General features: G+C 71.6%; 12 protein-coding genes and 1 pseudogene. 2 read left to right on the top strand and 11 right to left on the bottom strand.

The genetic code is table 11. The features are described from left to right. Positions 1 to 98 precede the first annotated feature (98 nt). The 6 genes from whiA to uvrA all read right to left on the bottom strand — a co-directional run bounded on the left by whiA (position 99) and on the right by uvrA (position 8,849). Positions 99 to 1,076 carry a DNA-binding protein WhiA gene (gene whiA / locus GA0115240_RS04055; RefSeq protein ID WP_093735266.1) on the bottom strand — a complete coding sequence of 326 codons (978 nt, stop codon included), beginning with the start codon at positions 1,074 to 1,076 and terminating at the stop codon, positions 99 to 101. Continuing rightward, positions 1,067 to 2,068 (bottom strand): gluconeogenesis factor YvcK family protein, encoded by a 1,002-nt coding sequence (gene yvcK / locus GA0115240_RS04050; RefSeq protein WP_093735267.1) that lies wholly within the window; start codon positions 2,066 to 2,068, stop codon positions 1,067 to 1,069. The genes whiA and yvcK overlap by 10 nt, the downstream gene beginning before the upstream one ends. Positions 2,069 to 2,070: 2 nt before the next feature. Further along, a complete protein-coding gene (gene rapZ / locus GA0115240_RS04045; protein WP_093735265.1) occupies positions 2,071 to 3,057 on the bottom strand; it encodes an RNase adapter RapZ in 987 nt (328 codons plus the stop codon). Continuing rightward, positions 3,054 to 5,135, bottom strand: coding sequence for an excinuclease ABC subunit UvrC (gene uvrC / locus GA0115240_RS04040; RefSeq protein WP_093735264.1), 2,082 nt, complete (start codon positions 5,133 to 5,135; stop codon positions 3,054 to 3,056). Before uvrC ends, rapZ begins: the two co-directional genes overlap by 4 nt. 60 nt (positions 5,136 to 5,195) lie before the next feature. Continuing rightward, positions 5,196 to 5,591, bottom strand: coding sequence for a Rieske (2Fe-2S) protein (locus GA0115240_RS04035; protein WP_256069532.1), 396 nt, complete (start codon positions 5,589 to 5,591; stop codon positions 5,196 to 5,198). Positions 5,592 to 5,909: 318 nt separating this feature from the next. Then, on the bottom strand, positions 5,910 to 8,849 hold the full coding sequence (gene uvrA, locus GA0115240_RS04030; protein WP_093735262.1) for an excinuclease ABC subunit UvrA: 2,940 nt from the start codon (positions 8,847 to 8,849) through the stop codon (positions 5,910 to 5,912). 207 nt (positions 8,850 to 9,056) lie between these two features. Between uvrA and GA0115240_RS04025 the strand changes: the two genes are divergently transcribed. Continuing rightward, positions 9,057 to 9,713 (top strand): MBL fold metallo-hydrolase, encoded by a 657-nt coding sequence (locus GA0115240_RS04025; protein WP_093735261.1) that lies wholly within the window; start codon positions 9,057 to 9,059, stop codon positions 9,711 to 9,713. Positions 9,714 to 9,775: 62 nt separating this feature from the next. On the opposite strand, the gene GA0115240_RS04020 is transcribed toward GA0115240_RS04025, so the two are convergent. Further along, a complete protein-coding gene (locus GA0115240_RS04020) occupies positions 9,776 to 10,027 on the bottom strand; it encodes a hypothetical protein (RefSeq protein WP_093735260.1) in 252 nt (83 codons plus the stop codon). A gap of 99 nt (positions 10,028 to 10,126) precedes the next feature. Further along, a complete protein-coding gene (locus tag GA0115240_RS36610; protein WP_176724978.1) occupies positions 10,127 to 10,300 on the bottom strand; it encodes a hypothetical protein in 174 nt (57 codons plus the stop codon). Between the two features lie 248 nt (positions 10,301 to 10,548). Between GA0115240_RS36610 and GA0115240_RS36605 the strand changes: the two genes are divergently transcribed. Further along, positions 10,549 to 10,713: a hypothetical protein gene (locus GA0115240_RS36605; protein WP_161302004.1), complete on the top strand. Its 165-nt coding sequence runs from the start codon at positions 10,549 to 10,551 to the stop codon at positions 10,711 to 10,713. A 1-nt stretch (position 10,714) separates the two neighbouring features. Here GA0115240_RS36605 and GA0115240_RS04015 read toward each other — a convergent pair whose 3' ends face one another. The 3 genes and pseudogenes from GA0115240_RS04015 to GA0115240_RS04005 form a co-directional block, all read right to left on the bottom strand. After that, the gene (locus GA0115240_RS04015) at positions 10,715 to 11,746 is read right to left on the bottom strand and encodes a cytochrome c oxidase assembly protein (protein ID WP_093735259.1); all 1,032 of its coding nucleotides are present in this window, start codon (positions 11,744 to 11,746) and stop codon (positions 10,715 to 10,717) included. 114 nt (positions 11,747 to 11,860) lie between these two features. Then, positions 11,861 to 12,844, bottom strand: coding sequence for a TerC family protein (locus GA0115240_RS04010; protein WP_093735258.1), 984 nt, complete (start codon positions 12,842 to 12,844; stop codon positions 11,861 to 11,863). Between the two features lie 111 nt (positions 12,845 to 12,955). Next, positions 12,956 to 14,063, bottom strand: a pseudogene (locus tag GA0115240_RS04005) (phosphonate metabolism protein); the annotation flags it as partial.

The raw sequence follows: 14,063 nt of genomic DNA, 5'->3' as shown, positions 1-14,063 counted from the left end.
GGCCGACGCGCGCAGTCCCGCGCCCCAACGAGGGCGCAGCCCGCGCGGTCGGCGCGAGGTCCCGGGGGGGCACCCCGGGGTTTGGGTTCCGGGAGGCGTCAGCCGACCATTTCGTCGGTGAGGTTCGCCTCGGTCCCCGGCATGCCCAGATCGGACGCGCGCTTGTCGGCCATCGCCAGCAGCCGGCGGATCCGGCCGGCCACCGCGTCCTTGGTCAGCGGCGGCTCGGCGAGCGAGCCCAGCTCCTCCAGCGACGCCTGCTTGTGGTCCATCCGGAGCCGCCCCGCGGCCGCCAGGTGCTCGGGGACCTCGTCGCCGAGGATCTCCAGCGCGCGCTGCACCCGGGCGCCGGCCGCGACCGCCGCGCGGGCGGAGCGGCGCAGGTTGGCGTCGTCGAAGTTGGCCAGCCGGTTGGCGGTGGCCCGCACCTCGCGCCGCATCCGGCGCTCCTCCCAGGCCAGCACCGAGTCGTGCGCGCCGAGCCGGGTCAGCAGCGCGCCGATCGCGTCGCCGTCGCGTACCACCACCCGGTCGACGTTGCGGACCTCGCGGGCCTTGGCCGGGATCTGGAGGCGGCGGGCGGCGCCCACCAGGGCGAGGGCGGCCTCGGGGCCGGGGCAGGTCACCTCCAGCGAGGAGGAGCGGCCCGGCTCGGTCAGCGAGCCGTGGGCGAGGAACGCGCCCCGCCAGGCCGCCTCGGCGTCGCAGGTGGCGCCGGAGACCACTTGCGGGGGCAGGCCGCGGATCGGCCGGCCGCGCCCGTCGACCAGGCCGGTCTGCCGGGCCAGCTGGTCGCCGCCGGCCACCACCCGCACCACGTAGCGGCTGCCGCGCCGCAGCCCGCCGGGCGCCATCACCACCAGGTCGGAGGAGTGGCCGAAGATCTCCAGGATGTCCTTGCGCAGCCGCCGGGCGGCGATCCCGGTGTCCAGCTCCGCCTCGATCACGATCCGGCCGCTCACCAGGTGCAAGCCGCCCGCGAAGCGCAGGATCGACGAGACCTCCGCCTTGCGGCAGCAGGTCCGGGTGACGGGAAGCCGGGAGATCTCATCCTTCACCGCTGCCGTCATCGCCATGGGCCGATCCTTCCACGCATACGAAAAATCCGGTCATACGCGGCGGCCAACAACTCCGGGTCGTGCCGCGGCCCGTCGGGGGCGGCGACCGGGGCCAGCTCAACCGTACCCCCCAACCGCTGGGCCGCCTCGTCGAGGCTGTCGCGGTCGGGTACGGCGGCCTCGTCGGCGAGAACCACGTCGATGGTGAGTTTAGGGGCGTGTCGCCCCAAAACCTCCAAGTGACGCTGCGGAGAAAATCCTTCGGTTTCTCCCGGCTGCGGTGCCAGGTTGAGCGTGAGCACCCGGCGCGCCCTGGTCGTCATCAGCGCATCGGCCAACTCCGGTACCAGCAGGTGCGGGATGACCGAGGAGAACCACGAACCGGGGCCGAGCACGACCCAGTCGGCGTCCAGGACGGCCTGGACGGCCTCGGGGACCGCCGGCGGGTCGGCGGGCAGCACCATCACCTCCTGCACCTCGCCGGGGGTGAGCGCGACGGTGGCCTGCCCCCGGACGGTGGAGATGTCGTCGGGCCGCTGCGGGTCGTGGCCGCGGACGATGGCGTGCAGATCGAGCGGGACGGCGGACATCGGCAGGACCCGGCCGTGCGCGCCGAGCAGCCGGCCGACCCACTCCAGGGCGGCCACCTCGTCGTTGAGCTGCTCCCACAGGGCGACGATCAGCAGATTGCCGACCGCGTGGCCATGCAGGTCGCCGCTGCTGACGAAGCGGTGCTGCACGACCTTGGCCCAGGTCTGGCCCCATTCGTCGTCCCCGCACAGCGCGGCGAGCGCCTTGCGCAGGTCACCGGGCGGCAGGACGCCCATCTCGGTGCGCAGCCGGCCGCTGGAGCCGCCGTCGTCGGCGACGGTGACCACCGCGGTCAGGTCGCCGGTGATCCGGCGCAGCGCGGCCAGCGAGGCGGACAGCCCGTGGCCGCCGCCCAGGGCCACCACCTTCGGCGGCACCCCCGTCCGGCGGCCCGATCCCCGCCGCCGCCGGCCTGTCATGATCACTCGCGCCCCATGTCCCTGTGCACGGTCACCGTCTCCACTCCGTCCGCCGCCAGCCGCGCGGCGAGCCGTTCCGACATCGCCACGCTGCGGTGCTTGCCGCCGGTACAGCCGACGGCGATGGTCACATACCGCTTGCCCTCGCGCCGGTAGCCGGCCGCGATGATGTGCAGCAGCTCGGCGTACCGGTCGAGGAACTCCTTGGCGCCGGGCTGGTTGAACACGTACTGGGCGACCTCGTCGTTGAGCCCGGTGAAGGGCCGCAGCTCCGGGACCCAGTGCGGGTTGGGCAGGAAGCGGCAGTCCACCACCAGGTCGGCGTCGACGGGCAGCCCGTACTTGTATCCGAACGACATCACGGTGGCCCGCAGTTCCGGCTCGCCGTCACCGGCGAACTGGGCGTCCAGCTTGGCCCGCAGCTCGTGCACGTTGAGGCTGGAGGTGTCGATGACCAGGTCGGCGTCGCCGCGCAGTTCGCGCAGCAGGTCCCGCTCGGCGGCGATGCCGTCCACGATCCGGCCGGAGCCCTGCAGCGGGTGCGGGCGGCGGACCGACTCGAAGCGGCGCACCAGCGCGTCCTCGGAGGCTTCCAGGAAGATCACCCGGAGCTTGACGCTGCGGGTGGCGAGGTCGGCCAGCGACTCGCGGAGGTTGTCGAAGAACTGCCGGCCGCGGACGTCCACCACCACCGCGATCCGGGCGACATTCCCCTGCGAGCGGGCGCCGAGGTCCACCATGGTGGGGATCAGCGCGGGCGGCAGGTTGTCGACGACGAACCAGCCGAGGTCCTCCAGGCATTTGGCGGCGGTGCTGCGGCCGGCTCCGGACATACCGGAGATGATCACCAGCTCGGGGATGGCCTCCTCGGCCTCGGCCACCGCCGCCGCCGGCGTGCTCTCCTGTCCGTCCCGGGCCGGCTCGCCCTGCGGCCGGCTCTGCTGTCCGCCCTGGGCGGGGTCGTCCTGCTGTTCTTCCGGCTCGCTCATGTGCTATTCCCCCGATGATCGGACGGAACCGATGCCGGCGGGGCCGGTGTCCCGTCACCTTCTTCGATGATCTCTCCGGTCGCGGTGTTCACCGCGGGTGCGGCCGGGGCCGCGGCTGCCAGGGCCGCGGCGACCGTCTCCGCCGTACGGCGGCCGATCCCCGGAACCTCGCAGATCTCATCGACGGTCGCCGAACGCAGCCGCTTCAGCGAACCGAAGTGCTTGATCAGCGCCTTCCTGCGGGTCTCCCCCAGGCCCGGCACGGTGTCCAGCGCACCGGCCTTCATCGACTTGGAGCGCTTGCCCCGCTGGTAGTTGATGGCGAACCGGTGCGCTTCGTCGCGCACCCGCTGGAGCAGATACAGACCTTCACTCGAACGAGGCAGGATCACCGGGTCGTCGTCACCCGGAAGCCATACCTCTTCCAGCCGCTTGGCGAGTCCGCAGACCGCCACGTCGTCTATACCGAGGTCCTCCAGCGCCCGGCGGGCCGCCGCGACCTGGGGCTGGCCGCCGTCCACCACGACGAGCTGCGGGGGGTAGGCGAATTTACGGGGCCGGCCGGTGTCGGGGTCGATCGGGCCCGAGACGGCCGCACCGGGCTCGTCGCCGGCCGCGCGCTCGCCGTCCTGCTCCTCCCACTCGCTGGTGCGCTGCTTCTCCTGGAGGTACCGGCGGAAGCGGCGGGAGATCACCTCGTGCATCGAGCGCACGTCGTCCTGGCCGGCGAAGGACTTGATCTGGAAGCGGCGGTACTCGCTCTTGCGGGCCAGGCCGTCCTCGAAGACCACCATGGACGCCACCACGTCCTCGCCCTGCAGATGGCTGATGTCGAAGCACTCGATCCGCAGCGGAGCGGTGTCCAGGTCCAGCGCGGTGGCGATCTCCTCCAGCGCCCGGGACCGGGTGGTCAGGTCCGAGGCGCGCTTGGTCTTGTGCAGCGCCAGCCCCTGCAGCGCGTTGCGCTGCACGGTGGCCATCAGGTCCTTCTTGTCGCCGCGCTGCGGCACCCGCAGGCTCACCTGGGAGCCGCGCCGCCCGCTGAGCCACTCGGTCAGCGCGCCGGACGCCTCGGGCAGCACCGGGACCAGCACTTCCTTGGGTACGCCGCCGCTGCCGCCGGACTGCTCGGCGTCACCGCTCTCGTCCCCGTAGAGCTGCTGGAGGGCGAGCTCCACCAGGCCGGCGGTGTCCACCGCCTCCACCTTGTCGGTGACCCAGCCGCGCTGGCCGCGCACCCGGCCGCCGCGGACGTGGAAGATCTGCACGGCGGCTTCGAGTTCGTCCTCGGCGACCGCGATCAAGTCGGCGTCGGTGGCGTCGGCGAGCACCACGGCGTTCTTCTCCATGGCCCGGCGCAGCGCCTCGATGTCGTCGCGCAGCCGGGCCGCCTGCTCGTACTCCATCGCGGCGGCGGCGTCCTTCATCCGCTGCTCCAGCCGGCGCAGGTACGTACCGGCGTGGCCGGCCATGAAGTCGCAGAACTCGTCGGCGAGTTCGCGGTGCTCCTCGGGGCTGACCCGGCCGACGCAGGGCGCCGAGCACTTGTCGATGTAGCCGAGCAGGCAGGGCCGGCCGATCTGGGTGGAGCGCTTGAACACCCCGGCGGAGCAGGTGCGGACCGGGAAGACCCGCAGCAGCAGGTCGACGGTCTCGCGGATCGCCCACGCGTGGGCGTAGGGGCCGAAGTAGCGCACGCCCTTGCGCTTGGGGCCGCGCATGACCTGGACCCGGGGGAATTTCTCGTTCATGGTGACGGCGAGGGAGGGATAGCTCTTGTCGTCGCGGTACTTGACGTTGAACCGCGGGTCGAACTCCTTGATCCAGGAGTATTCGAGCTGGAGCGCCTCGACCTCGGTGGAGACCACCGTCCACTCCACGGAGGCAGCCGTGGTGACCATGGTGGCGGTGCGCTGGTGCAGATTGGTGATGTCCTGGAAGTACGAGGACAGCCGCTGCCGCAGGCTCTTGGCCTTGCCGACATAGATCACCCGGCGGTGCTCGTCCCGGAACTTGTAGACCCCGGGAGAGTCGGGGATCTGGCCCGGCTGCGGTCGGTAGCTGTTGGGGTCTGCCATGGTTCCCACCCTACTGGCGGCGTGTGACAAGGACGTGGCCCCACGGCGGCCGTGGAGCGGTCAGCTGGCGGGGCCCGCGGTGAGCTGTCCGCCGCTCTGCCGCACCGGGACGGCGGGCAGCGGCTCGGTGGCCGGTCCCTGGACGACGGCGCCGGTCAGCGCGTCGAACTGGCTGCCGTGGCAGGGACAGGAGATCGTGGTGCCGTCCACCGAGTCGACCACGCAGCCCTGGTGTGTGCAGACCGCGCTGAAGGCCTTGAAGGTGCCCTTGTGGGGCTGCGAGACCACGACCTTGTCGTCCCGGAAGAGCTTGGCGCCGCCTATCGGGATCGCGGTGGCGGCGCCGAGGTCCACGGGCTTGGTGGGGCCGTCCGCCGAGCCGTGCCGGCCGTCGCAGCCGGCCAGCCCGGCCCCGATCGCGCCCGCCGCTCCGGCCAGTGCCACCCCGCGCAGCACGGTGCGGCGGGAGGCCGAGGCGGTCCCGGTGGCGGTCCCGGTGGCGGACGCGGCACAGGCCGTGGCGCAGGACGCGCCGGGGACGGCGCAGGTCGTGGCGGCAGCGCTCACGGCGGCGGACGGTGAGGTACGCGGCACGGCGCTCGGTTCGGCGGACATCGGTGCTCCAGCGGTACGGGACGTAGGGTCGTGCGCCCGTGGGCTCGTGCGCACATGTGCACGTATGGCGAGATCGTGCGACCCGTACCCTACGTCCCGAACCTTTCGGCAGTTGCGGCGGCCCGGCAGGCCCGAGCCCCCGGCGGGCCCGGCCCCGACTCACTTGCTCATGGCCCGCTTCCGGGGGGCGGCCTTCTTGGCCGCGGCCCGCTTGCGCGGCGGCGGCACCGCCGCGTCGCTGACCGCCTCCGGCCTGAGCACCTCCCGCAGGAACTTGCCGGTGTGGCTGGTCGAGACGCCGGCCACCTGCTCCGGGGTGCCCTCGGCGACCACCAGGCCACCGCCGTTCCCGCCTTCGGGGCCCATGTCGATGACCCAGTCCGCGGTCTTGATGACGTCCAGGTTGTGCTCGATGACGATCACCGAGTTGCCCTTGTCGACCAGCCCGGTCAGCACCTTGATCAGCTTGCTGATGTCCTCGAAGTGCAGCCCGGTGGTCGGCTCGTCCAGCACGTAGACGGTCCGGCCGGTGGAGCGCCGCTGCAGCTCGGAGGCGAGCTTGACGCGCTGCGCCTCGCCGCCGGACAAGGTGGGCGCGGACTGGCCCAGCCGGACGTACCCGAGACCGACCTCGTCCAGGGTGCGCAGGTGGCGGGCGATGTTCGGCACCGCCTCGAAGAAGTCCAGCGCCTCCTCGATCGGCATGTCCAGCACCTCGGCGATGGACTTGCCCTTGTAGTGCACCTCCAGCGTCTCCCGGTTGTACCGGGCGCCGTGGCACACCTCGCACGGGACGTAGACGTCCGGCAGGAAATTCATCTCGATCTTGATGGTGCCGTCGCCCGCGCAGTTCTCGCAGCGGCCGCCCTTGACGTTGAAGGAGAACCGGCCGGGCAGATACCCGCGGACCTTGGCCTCCATGGTCTCCGCGAAGAGCTTGCGCACGTTGTCGAAGACGCCGGTGTACGTGGCCGGGTTGGAGCGGGGGGTGCGGCCGATGGGTGACTGGTCGACGTGGACCACCTTGTCCACCAGGTCGTCGCCGTCCACCCGGGTGTGCCGGCCGGGGACGCTGCGCGCCCCGTTCAGCTCGCGGGCCAGGTGGGTGTACAGGATGTCGTTGACCAGGGTGGACTTGCCGGACCCGGACACCCCGGTGACCGCGGTGAAGACACCCAGCGGGAAGGACACGTCGATGTCCTGCAGGTTGTGCTCACGGGCGCCGTGCACGGTCAGCTGCCGCTCGGGGTCGATCGGCCGCCGCACCTCGGGGGTGGGGATGAACCGCTTGCCGGACAGATACTGCCCGGTCAGCGACTCAGGGTTGGTCAGCAGGTCCTTGAGGGAGCCGGAGTGGACGACCTTGCCGCCGTGCTCGCCGGCGCCGGGGCCGATGTCCACCACCCAGTCGGCGGTCTTGATGGTGTCCTCGTCGTGCTCGACCACGATCAGGGTGTTGCCGAGGTCGCGCAGCCGGACCAGGGTCTCGATCAGCCGGTGGTTGTCCCGCTGGTGCAGGCCGATGGACGGCTCGTCCAGGACGTAGAGCACGCCGACCAGGCCGGAGCCGATCTGGGTGGCCAGCCGGATCCGCTGGGCCTCGCCGCCGGACAGGGAGCCCGCGGCGCGGTTCAGCGACAGGTAGTCCAGGCCGACGTCGACCAGGAACTTCAGCCGCTCGTTGACCTCCTTGAGCACCCGCTCGGCGATCTTCTTGTCGCGGGCGTTCAGCTTCATGGCGCCCAGGAACTCGGCGCAGTCGCTGATCGACATCGCCGCGATGTCGGCGATCGACCGGTCCTGCACGGTGACGGCCAGCACGATCGGCTTGAGCCGCTTGCCGTGGCAGGTCGGACAGGGCACTTCCCGCATGTACCCCTCGAAGCGCTCCCGGCTGGAATCGCTCTCGGAGTCCTGGTGCCGGCGCTTGACGAACGGGATCGCGCCCTCGAACTGCGCGTTGTAGGCGCGCTCCCGGCCGTACCGCGTCTTGTACGCGATCCGGACCTCGGACTTGTGGCCGTGCAGCAGCGCCTTCTTGGCCCGGGCCGGCAGCCCGGCGAACGGGATGTCGGTGCGGAAGCCCAGCTCGCCGGCCAGGCCCTTGACCAGCCGGTCGAAGTAGCTCTTGGTCATCCCGCCGGTCCAGGGCGCGATCGCGCCCTCGTCCAGCGACTTGTCCGGGTCCGGGACGATCAGCTCCGGGTCGACCTCCATCCGGGAGCCGATGCCGGTGCAGTCCGGGCAGGCGCCGAACGGCGAGTTGAAGGAGAAGGAGCGCGGCTCCAGCTCTTCGAAGGACAGGTCGTCGTACGGGCAGTAGAGGTGCTCGGAGAACATCCGCTCGCGCTGCGGGTCGTCCTCGGGCAGGTCCACGAAGTCCAGGATGACCATGCCGCCGGACAGGCCGAGGGCGGTCTCCACCGAGTCGGTCAGACGGCGCTTGGCGGAGTCCTTCACGGTGAGGCGGTCGACGACCACCTCGATGGTGTGCTTCTCCTGCTTCTTGAGCTTGGGCGGGTCGGTGAGCTGGACGGTGGCGCCGTCCACCCGGGCCCGGCTGAAACCCTTGGTCTGCAGGTCGGCGAAGAGGTCGACGAACTCGCCCTTGCGGCCGCGCGCGAGCGGGGCCAGCACCTGGAAGCGGCTGCCCTCCTCCAGCTCCAGCACCCGGTCCACGATCGCCTGCGGCGACTGCCGCGAGATGGGCCGGCCGCACTGGGGGCAGTGCGGCTTCCCGATCCGGGCGAAGAGCAGGCGCAGGTAGTCGTAGACCTCGGTGATGGTGCCGACGGTGGAGCGCGGGTTGCGCGAGGTGGACTTCTGGTCGATCGAGACGGCCGGGGACAGTCCCTCGATGAAGTCGACGTCGGGCTTGTCCATCTGGCCGAGGAACTGCCGTGCGTAGGAGGACAGCGACTCCACGTAGCGGCGCTGGCCCTCGGCGAAGATTGTGTCGAACGCGAGCGAGGACTTGCCGGAGCCGGACAGGCCGGTGAACACGATGAGTGAGTCCCGTGGCAGGTCCAGCGAGACATTCCTCAGATTGTGCTCACGAGCACCACGGATGGTGAGTCGGTCGGCCACGCCAGTGCGCACCTTTCATAGCAGGGGGGATTTGTCTGCACCCACAGCAAGCCTAAACGGGGCGCGCTCGGCATTTCTTCCTGATCGCTGGTTGGTCGTGCTCAATGACAGAACCGAGCGTATAGCACGTGCATTCGATTTCTGGCCGGCGGCCGCTGCTTTCACCCGATCGTGTGCCCTCCGGATCGGCTGGCCGGGCCCCGGGACTAGGGTTGCGCCATGCCTTACACGGGAGAGGTCACGGTCGGCGGCGCGCCCGACGTGCACGAGCTGAGGGACCTGATCATCACCAAGGTCGCCGTCGGTCCCATGAACAACAACGCTTACGTCCTGCGGTGCCGCTCCACCGGGGAGCAGCTGCTGATCGACGCGGCCGCCGAGCCGGAGATCTTGATGGAGGTGATCGGCGCGGACGGGATCGGCTCGGTGATCACCACCCACCAGCACGGCGACCACTGGCAGGCCCTGCCCGCGGTGGTGTCCGCCACCGGCGCCCGTACCTACGCCGGCGAGCTGGACGCCCCGGGCATCCCCGTCCCCACCGACACCCCCGTGCGCGACGGCGACGACATCACCTTCGGGCGGCTCCGCCTCACCGCCCGCCACCTGGTCGGCCACACCCCGGGCAGCATCGCGCTGATCTACGACGACCCGCACGGCCACCCGCACGTCTTCACGGGCGACTGCCTCTTCCCGGGCGGCATCGGCAACACCCACGACGACCCGGTCGCCTTCCTGTCCCTGCTGGACGACGTCACCACCAAGCTCTTCGGCACCCTCCCGGACGAGGCCTGGGTCTACCCCGGCCACGGCAACGACACCACCCTCGGCGACGAGCGCCCCCACCTGCCGGAGTGGCGCGAACGCGGCTGGTAGGGCGCGCACCGCGAGGATCACCTGCCGGGCCGGGCGGGGCGCCGTCGTACGCCGGGGCGCTGTCACTCGGCCTGGTTCCCGCCCGCTTCGCGCTCGTGGACGCCGGGCTCGACGATCTCGTCCAGCACCGAGCGGACGGCGCGATAGACGGCCTGCCCGACGACCGGATCCACCGCGCCCTGCGGCCGGGCCGTGCCGTCGGCCGCGAGACCGTGGCCGTCCGGGTCGGCGAAGCGCTCCTCCTGTGCCCGGGCGAAGTCCCGCGCACGGAGGATCCTGCTCAACAGCTCTTGCGCGTCGATGGGTTGCGTCATGTGGGGACGCTAGTCCATCCGGGGCACCGGCGGTGTCGAATCCGCCGCGGAGCCGGCCGGGACCGGCGGTCGCCCGGCCGGCGGGCCCCGCCGCGGCGTTCAGCGCCGGGAGCGCCGGCCGGAACCGAGCCGCCGCAAGCCCACGAAGACCATCTCGATGACGAACACCACGATGCCGATGATCAGCAGGTAGAACAGGCCGTGAGCGATGATCCCGATCAGGAACAGCGCGAGCGCTACGAGGACCACCAGCAGCAGCAGATAAAGAAGCATGGCGCGAGCGCCTCCTCATGGCGGACAGCCGGCGCCCGGCAGGGGCGCGGCCCGTCTCCCCTCCAGCCTGCTCCCGGCCCCGCGCCGCCGCCACTTTTCACGCCGGGCATGGGCGCGCGTCACGACCCGCCGACACCGGCTCCGCGAACCGAACCGCTCCGGTGCGATGGGGGGCGCGGATCGCGCGGCCGGGACTGGCATCGGCCCACACCCGGGCGCCCGCCCGGCGGTATCCGTGGGGGGGAACCATGCGCACCGGACTTGCCTTGTCCGCTGTCGCCGCTCGGCCGCGCGGCACGTGGACGCCGAGCCTGCGGTACTCGGTCAGCGCGACCTTCCCGATATGCGTCACGGCGGCGATCAACTGCCGCTCCCTGGACACCGCTGTGGGCGCGGGCGCCGTGCAGGCGTAGGTCAGCTCTCGCCGCGCATCCGCATACCGACCTCGCCCTGATCGGTTTCCCACCAGGGGCGGATCCGCTCGGGGACGGCGGGGGCGGCGGGGGCAGCGGAGGCGGGCGACGGGGCCGCGGCGGCGGCCGGGACGGAGGCGGGGCCGGCCGTGGCGGGCCCGGTACGGGCCTGGGCTGCTTCGGCCTCCCGGTCGAGCCGGGCGTCGAGTGCGGCGGTCCGGTCCCGCTCGGAACGCCACCACTCCAGGAAGACCACCAGCAGGAACGGCAGCGCCACCAGCTCCGCCAGCGTGATCATCAGACCGCCGCCGAGCATCTGATCGTGCTGGACGGAGGGTCCCCAGGTCCGGGGGTGGGTGGTGTACCAGTGGCCCGCGACCATGGTGCCGCTGGTCATCACGACGATGCCCGGCACCGAGTCGAACAGCCCGTCGAAGAAGACGAGTGCCGCGCGGACCGGGTGGCTGCACCAGCGCGGCAGGAGTTCCTGGCGGCTGAGCATCGGCAGCACGAACAGGCTGCCGGTGGCCAGCAGCTGAAGGTGCATCAGCTGGAGCACCAGGGTGTTGCCGAGCGCGGTGGGGAAGTACGGCGTGAAGTAGATGGTGAGCTCGGAGGCCAGCACGAGCACCGAGCTGACCAGCGGGTAGGTCAGCAGGCGGACCGGCCGGGAGGAGAACGCCCGGCGCAGGCGGCCGTCCGGCGAGGCCAGCGCCAGCGGGTCACCGAGGGCGAGGCCGAGCGGCACGAACAGGTCGAGCAGGATGTTCTGCACCGCGGCCGGCCAGAACAGCACCCGGTTGTAGACCGCGAGCGCCGACATCGTGGCGAGCACCAGGGTGCCGAGCCCGAGGACGAAGAAGCAGGCGCTGCGCCACAGCGGCCAGCGCTCCCCGGCGCGCAGCCGGCGGATCACCCCGAACGCGTAGGCCGCGCCCAGCAGCAGGACGGCCGCCAGGGCGAAGCCGTCCAGTTGCCAGGAGTCGAGGAACCGGGATCCGGTCAGCTCGGGAAGAGCCTGGGTGCCCGCCACATCGGCGCCTTTCCACGTGAACCGTCCTCCCCCGCCCTGCGGACCGGGGAGCCCCACCGGGGGCCACGCTAAACCCTGGGCGGCGCCGGTCGTCGCCCAGGGTCGCGCGGCGGGTCACGCGTTGACGCGCGGCTTGTCGGCCTCCTGCCCGTGCTCGGCCTGCTTGCGGGCGGCGATCAGGCTGGTCGCCGTCGTCACCGCGAGCACCAGCACGATCACCCCCAGGGAGACGGGGACGGAGATCTCCGGCACGTGCGCCCCGGTCTCGTGCAGCGCGTGCAGCACCAGCTTCACGCCGATGAAGCCGAGGATCACCGACAGCCCGTAGGACAGGTGCACCAGCTTCTTCAGCAGGCCGCCGATCAGGAAGTAGAGCTGGCGCAGGCCCATCAGGGCGAAGGCGTTGGCGGTGAAGACGATGTACGGGTCCTGGGTCAGTCCGAAGATCGCCGGGATCGAGTCGAGTGCGAACAGGACGTCGGTGGTGCCGATGGCGAGCATCACCACGAGCATCGGCGTCATCAGCCGCTTGCCATTCTCGGTGACGAACAGCAGCGTGCCGTGATAGCGGTCGGTGGACGGGATCCGCTTCTCGACCGCCTTCAGCAGGCGGTTCTCCTCGAACTCGGTCTCCTCCTCGTCCGAGCGGGCCTCCTTGATCAGCTTCCAGGCCGTCCAGATCAGGAAGGCGCCGAAGACGAAGAAGATCCAGGAGAAGCTGGCGATGACGGTGGCACCGGCCGCGATGAACACCGTCCGCAGCACCAGTGCGATCAGCACACCGACCAGCAGCACGCGCTGCTGGTACTGCGAGGGCACCGCGAACTTGCCCATGATCAGCACGAACACGAAGAGGTTGTCGACGCTGAGCGACTTCTCGGTGATGTAGCCGGCGAAGAACTCACCGCCCGGCTGGCCGCCGCCGAACAGCAGCAGGCCCAGGCCGAAGAGCCCGGCGAGTGCCACCCACACCGCCGTCCACAGGCCGGCCTCGCGCACCGAAACGTCGTGCGGGGTACGGCCGATGAGGAAGTCGGCGCCGATGAGGGCGGCCAGTCCTGCGATGGTGAGCGCCCACAGGGTGAGGGAGACGTCCACGGAACCTCCGGTGATTCGTCGGTCCTCAAAAGGTACACGAATCACCAAGGGATAGTAAAATTAATGCCAAGTTCGCAGGTCAGAGCCTCTTTGCAGTAAAGGCCCCGGCGCTCATGCCCCGTACGCCGGTCGCGCGGCCGCGAGTTGGCGCAGCACCTGGGTGAGCACCTGACTGCCCGTCGGCACCGTGGCGGGCTCGTACGTCCAGGCGTGCCCGACCCAGGGATCGGCCAGATGGTCGCTGGGCAGCGGGGTGAGCCGCAGCAGCGAACGCCACAGCGGGTCGAGCACCGGTCCGTACTGCTCGGCGTCCTCCCGGTCGGCGACCAGCAGCAGATGCACGCCGGCCCCGGGCCCCTCGTCGGCGAGGTAGCGCAGCTGGGTGACGGCCCGGTCGTCGAAGCCGTACGGGAACTCGTTGACGATCAGTAGCTGCCCGGCGGTGTCGAAACCGGCCGGCAGCGCGTCGGACGCCCCGCCGCGCAGCGCCATCTGGAGCAGGTCGACCCGCTCGGTCAGCCGGGCCAGCGTGTCGCTGACACCGCTCGCCCCGGCGGCCGGCGGCGGCAGCACCGCGGCGCCCCCGGCGGTCAGCGGCGCGAGCGCGCCGGCTCCCGAGCCGGCCGGGTCCAAGGCGTGCACGGTGAAGCCGCCGGCCGGATGCGAGGCCAGCAGCCGGGCGGCGACGGCCACCGCGGTGTCCATGGCCAGCCGGTGGTTCCCGGCGCTGTCGATCCACAGGCCGCGCTCCAGCGGGAGCCGGGCCAGCAGCGGAATGCGCAGCTCGGGCGCCTCGGGCAGGGTGAGGCTGCCCAGCCGCACCGCCATCGGTACCTCGGCGGGCACCTGGTAGGCGTGCCACACGGGACTCTCCCAGCCCGCGAAGGGTGGCGGCAGCGCGGGCTCGACCACCTCGGCCTCGGCGGTCAGCTGCGCCAGGTCCCGGTCGAGCACCGCGCGGGCCTGGTCGACCAGGGTGGCCTGCCGCAGCTGGGCCTCGTCGCGAGCGGCGTCGGCGGCGGCGCCGCCCCGGGTGGCGGGGTCGGCGAGCAGGCCGTCCAGCTCCTGGTCGTAGCGGGACTGGGCGAAGTCGGCGGCGCCGCGGTACGCGGCGACGCTGCGGGCCAGATCCTCGAACATCGCCCAGATCTGGTTGTGCAGCCGCTCGTCCATGGTCCAGCCGGAGGCGTCACCGGCGACCGGGCCCTGCGGGGCGCCG

This window comes from Streptomyces sp. DvalAA-14, from assembly GCF_900091855.1.
Classification (GTDB): Bacteria; Actinomycetota; Actinomycetes; order Streptomycetales; family Streptomycetaceae; genus Actinacidiphila.
This window is presented reverse-complemented; position numbering and strand designations above follow the sequence as displayed.

Bases quoted from the DNA above. Each gene is read 5' to 3' on its own strand.
- whiA (WP_093735266.1), bottom strand. From the start codon at position 1,076: ATGGCGATGACGGCAGCGGTGAAGGATGAGATCTCCCGGCTTCCCGTC.
- yvcK (WP_093735267.1), bottom strand. From the start codon at position 2,068: ATGACAGGCCGGCGGCGGCGGGGATCGGGCCGCCGGACGGGGGTGCCG.
- rapZ (WP_093735265.1), bottom strand. From the start codon at position 3,057: ATGAGCGAGCCGGAAGAACAGCAGGACGACCCCGCCCAGGGCGGACAG.
- uvrC (WP_093735264.1), bottom strand. From the start codon at position 5,135: ATGGCAGACCCCAACAGCTACCGACCGCAGCCGGGCCAGATCCCCGAC.
- GA0115240_RS04025 (WP_093735261.1), top strand. From the start codon at position 9,057: ATGCCTTACACGGGAGAGGTCACGGTCGGCGGCGCGCCCGACGTGCAC.
- GA0115240_RS04020 (WP_093735260.1), bottom strand. From the start codon at position 10,027: ATGACGCAACCCATCGACGCGCAAGAGCTGTTGAGCAGGATCCTCCGT.
- GA0115240_RS36610 (WP_176724978.1), bottom strand. From the start codon at position 10,300: ATGCTTCTTTATCTGCTGCTGCTGGTGGTCCTCGTAGCGCTCGCGCTG.
- GA0115240_RS36605 (WP_161302004.1), top strand. From the start codon at position 10,549: ATGCGCACCGGACTTGCCTTGTCCGCTGTCGCCGCTCGGCCGCGCGGC.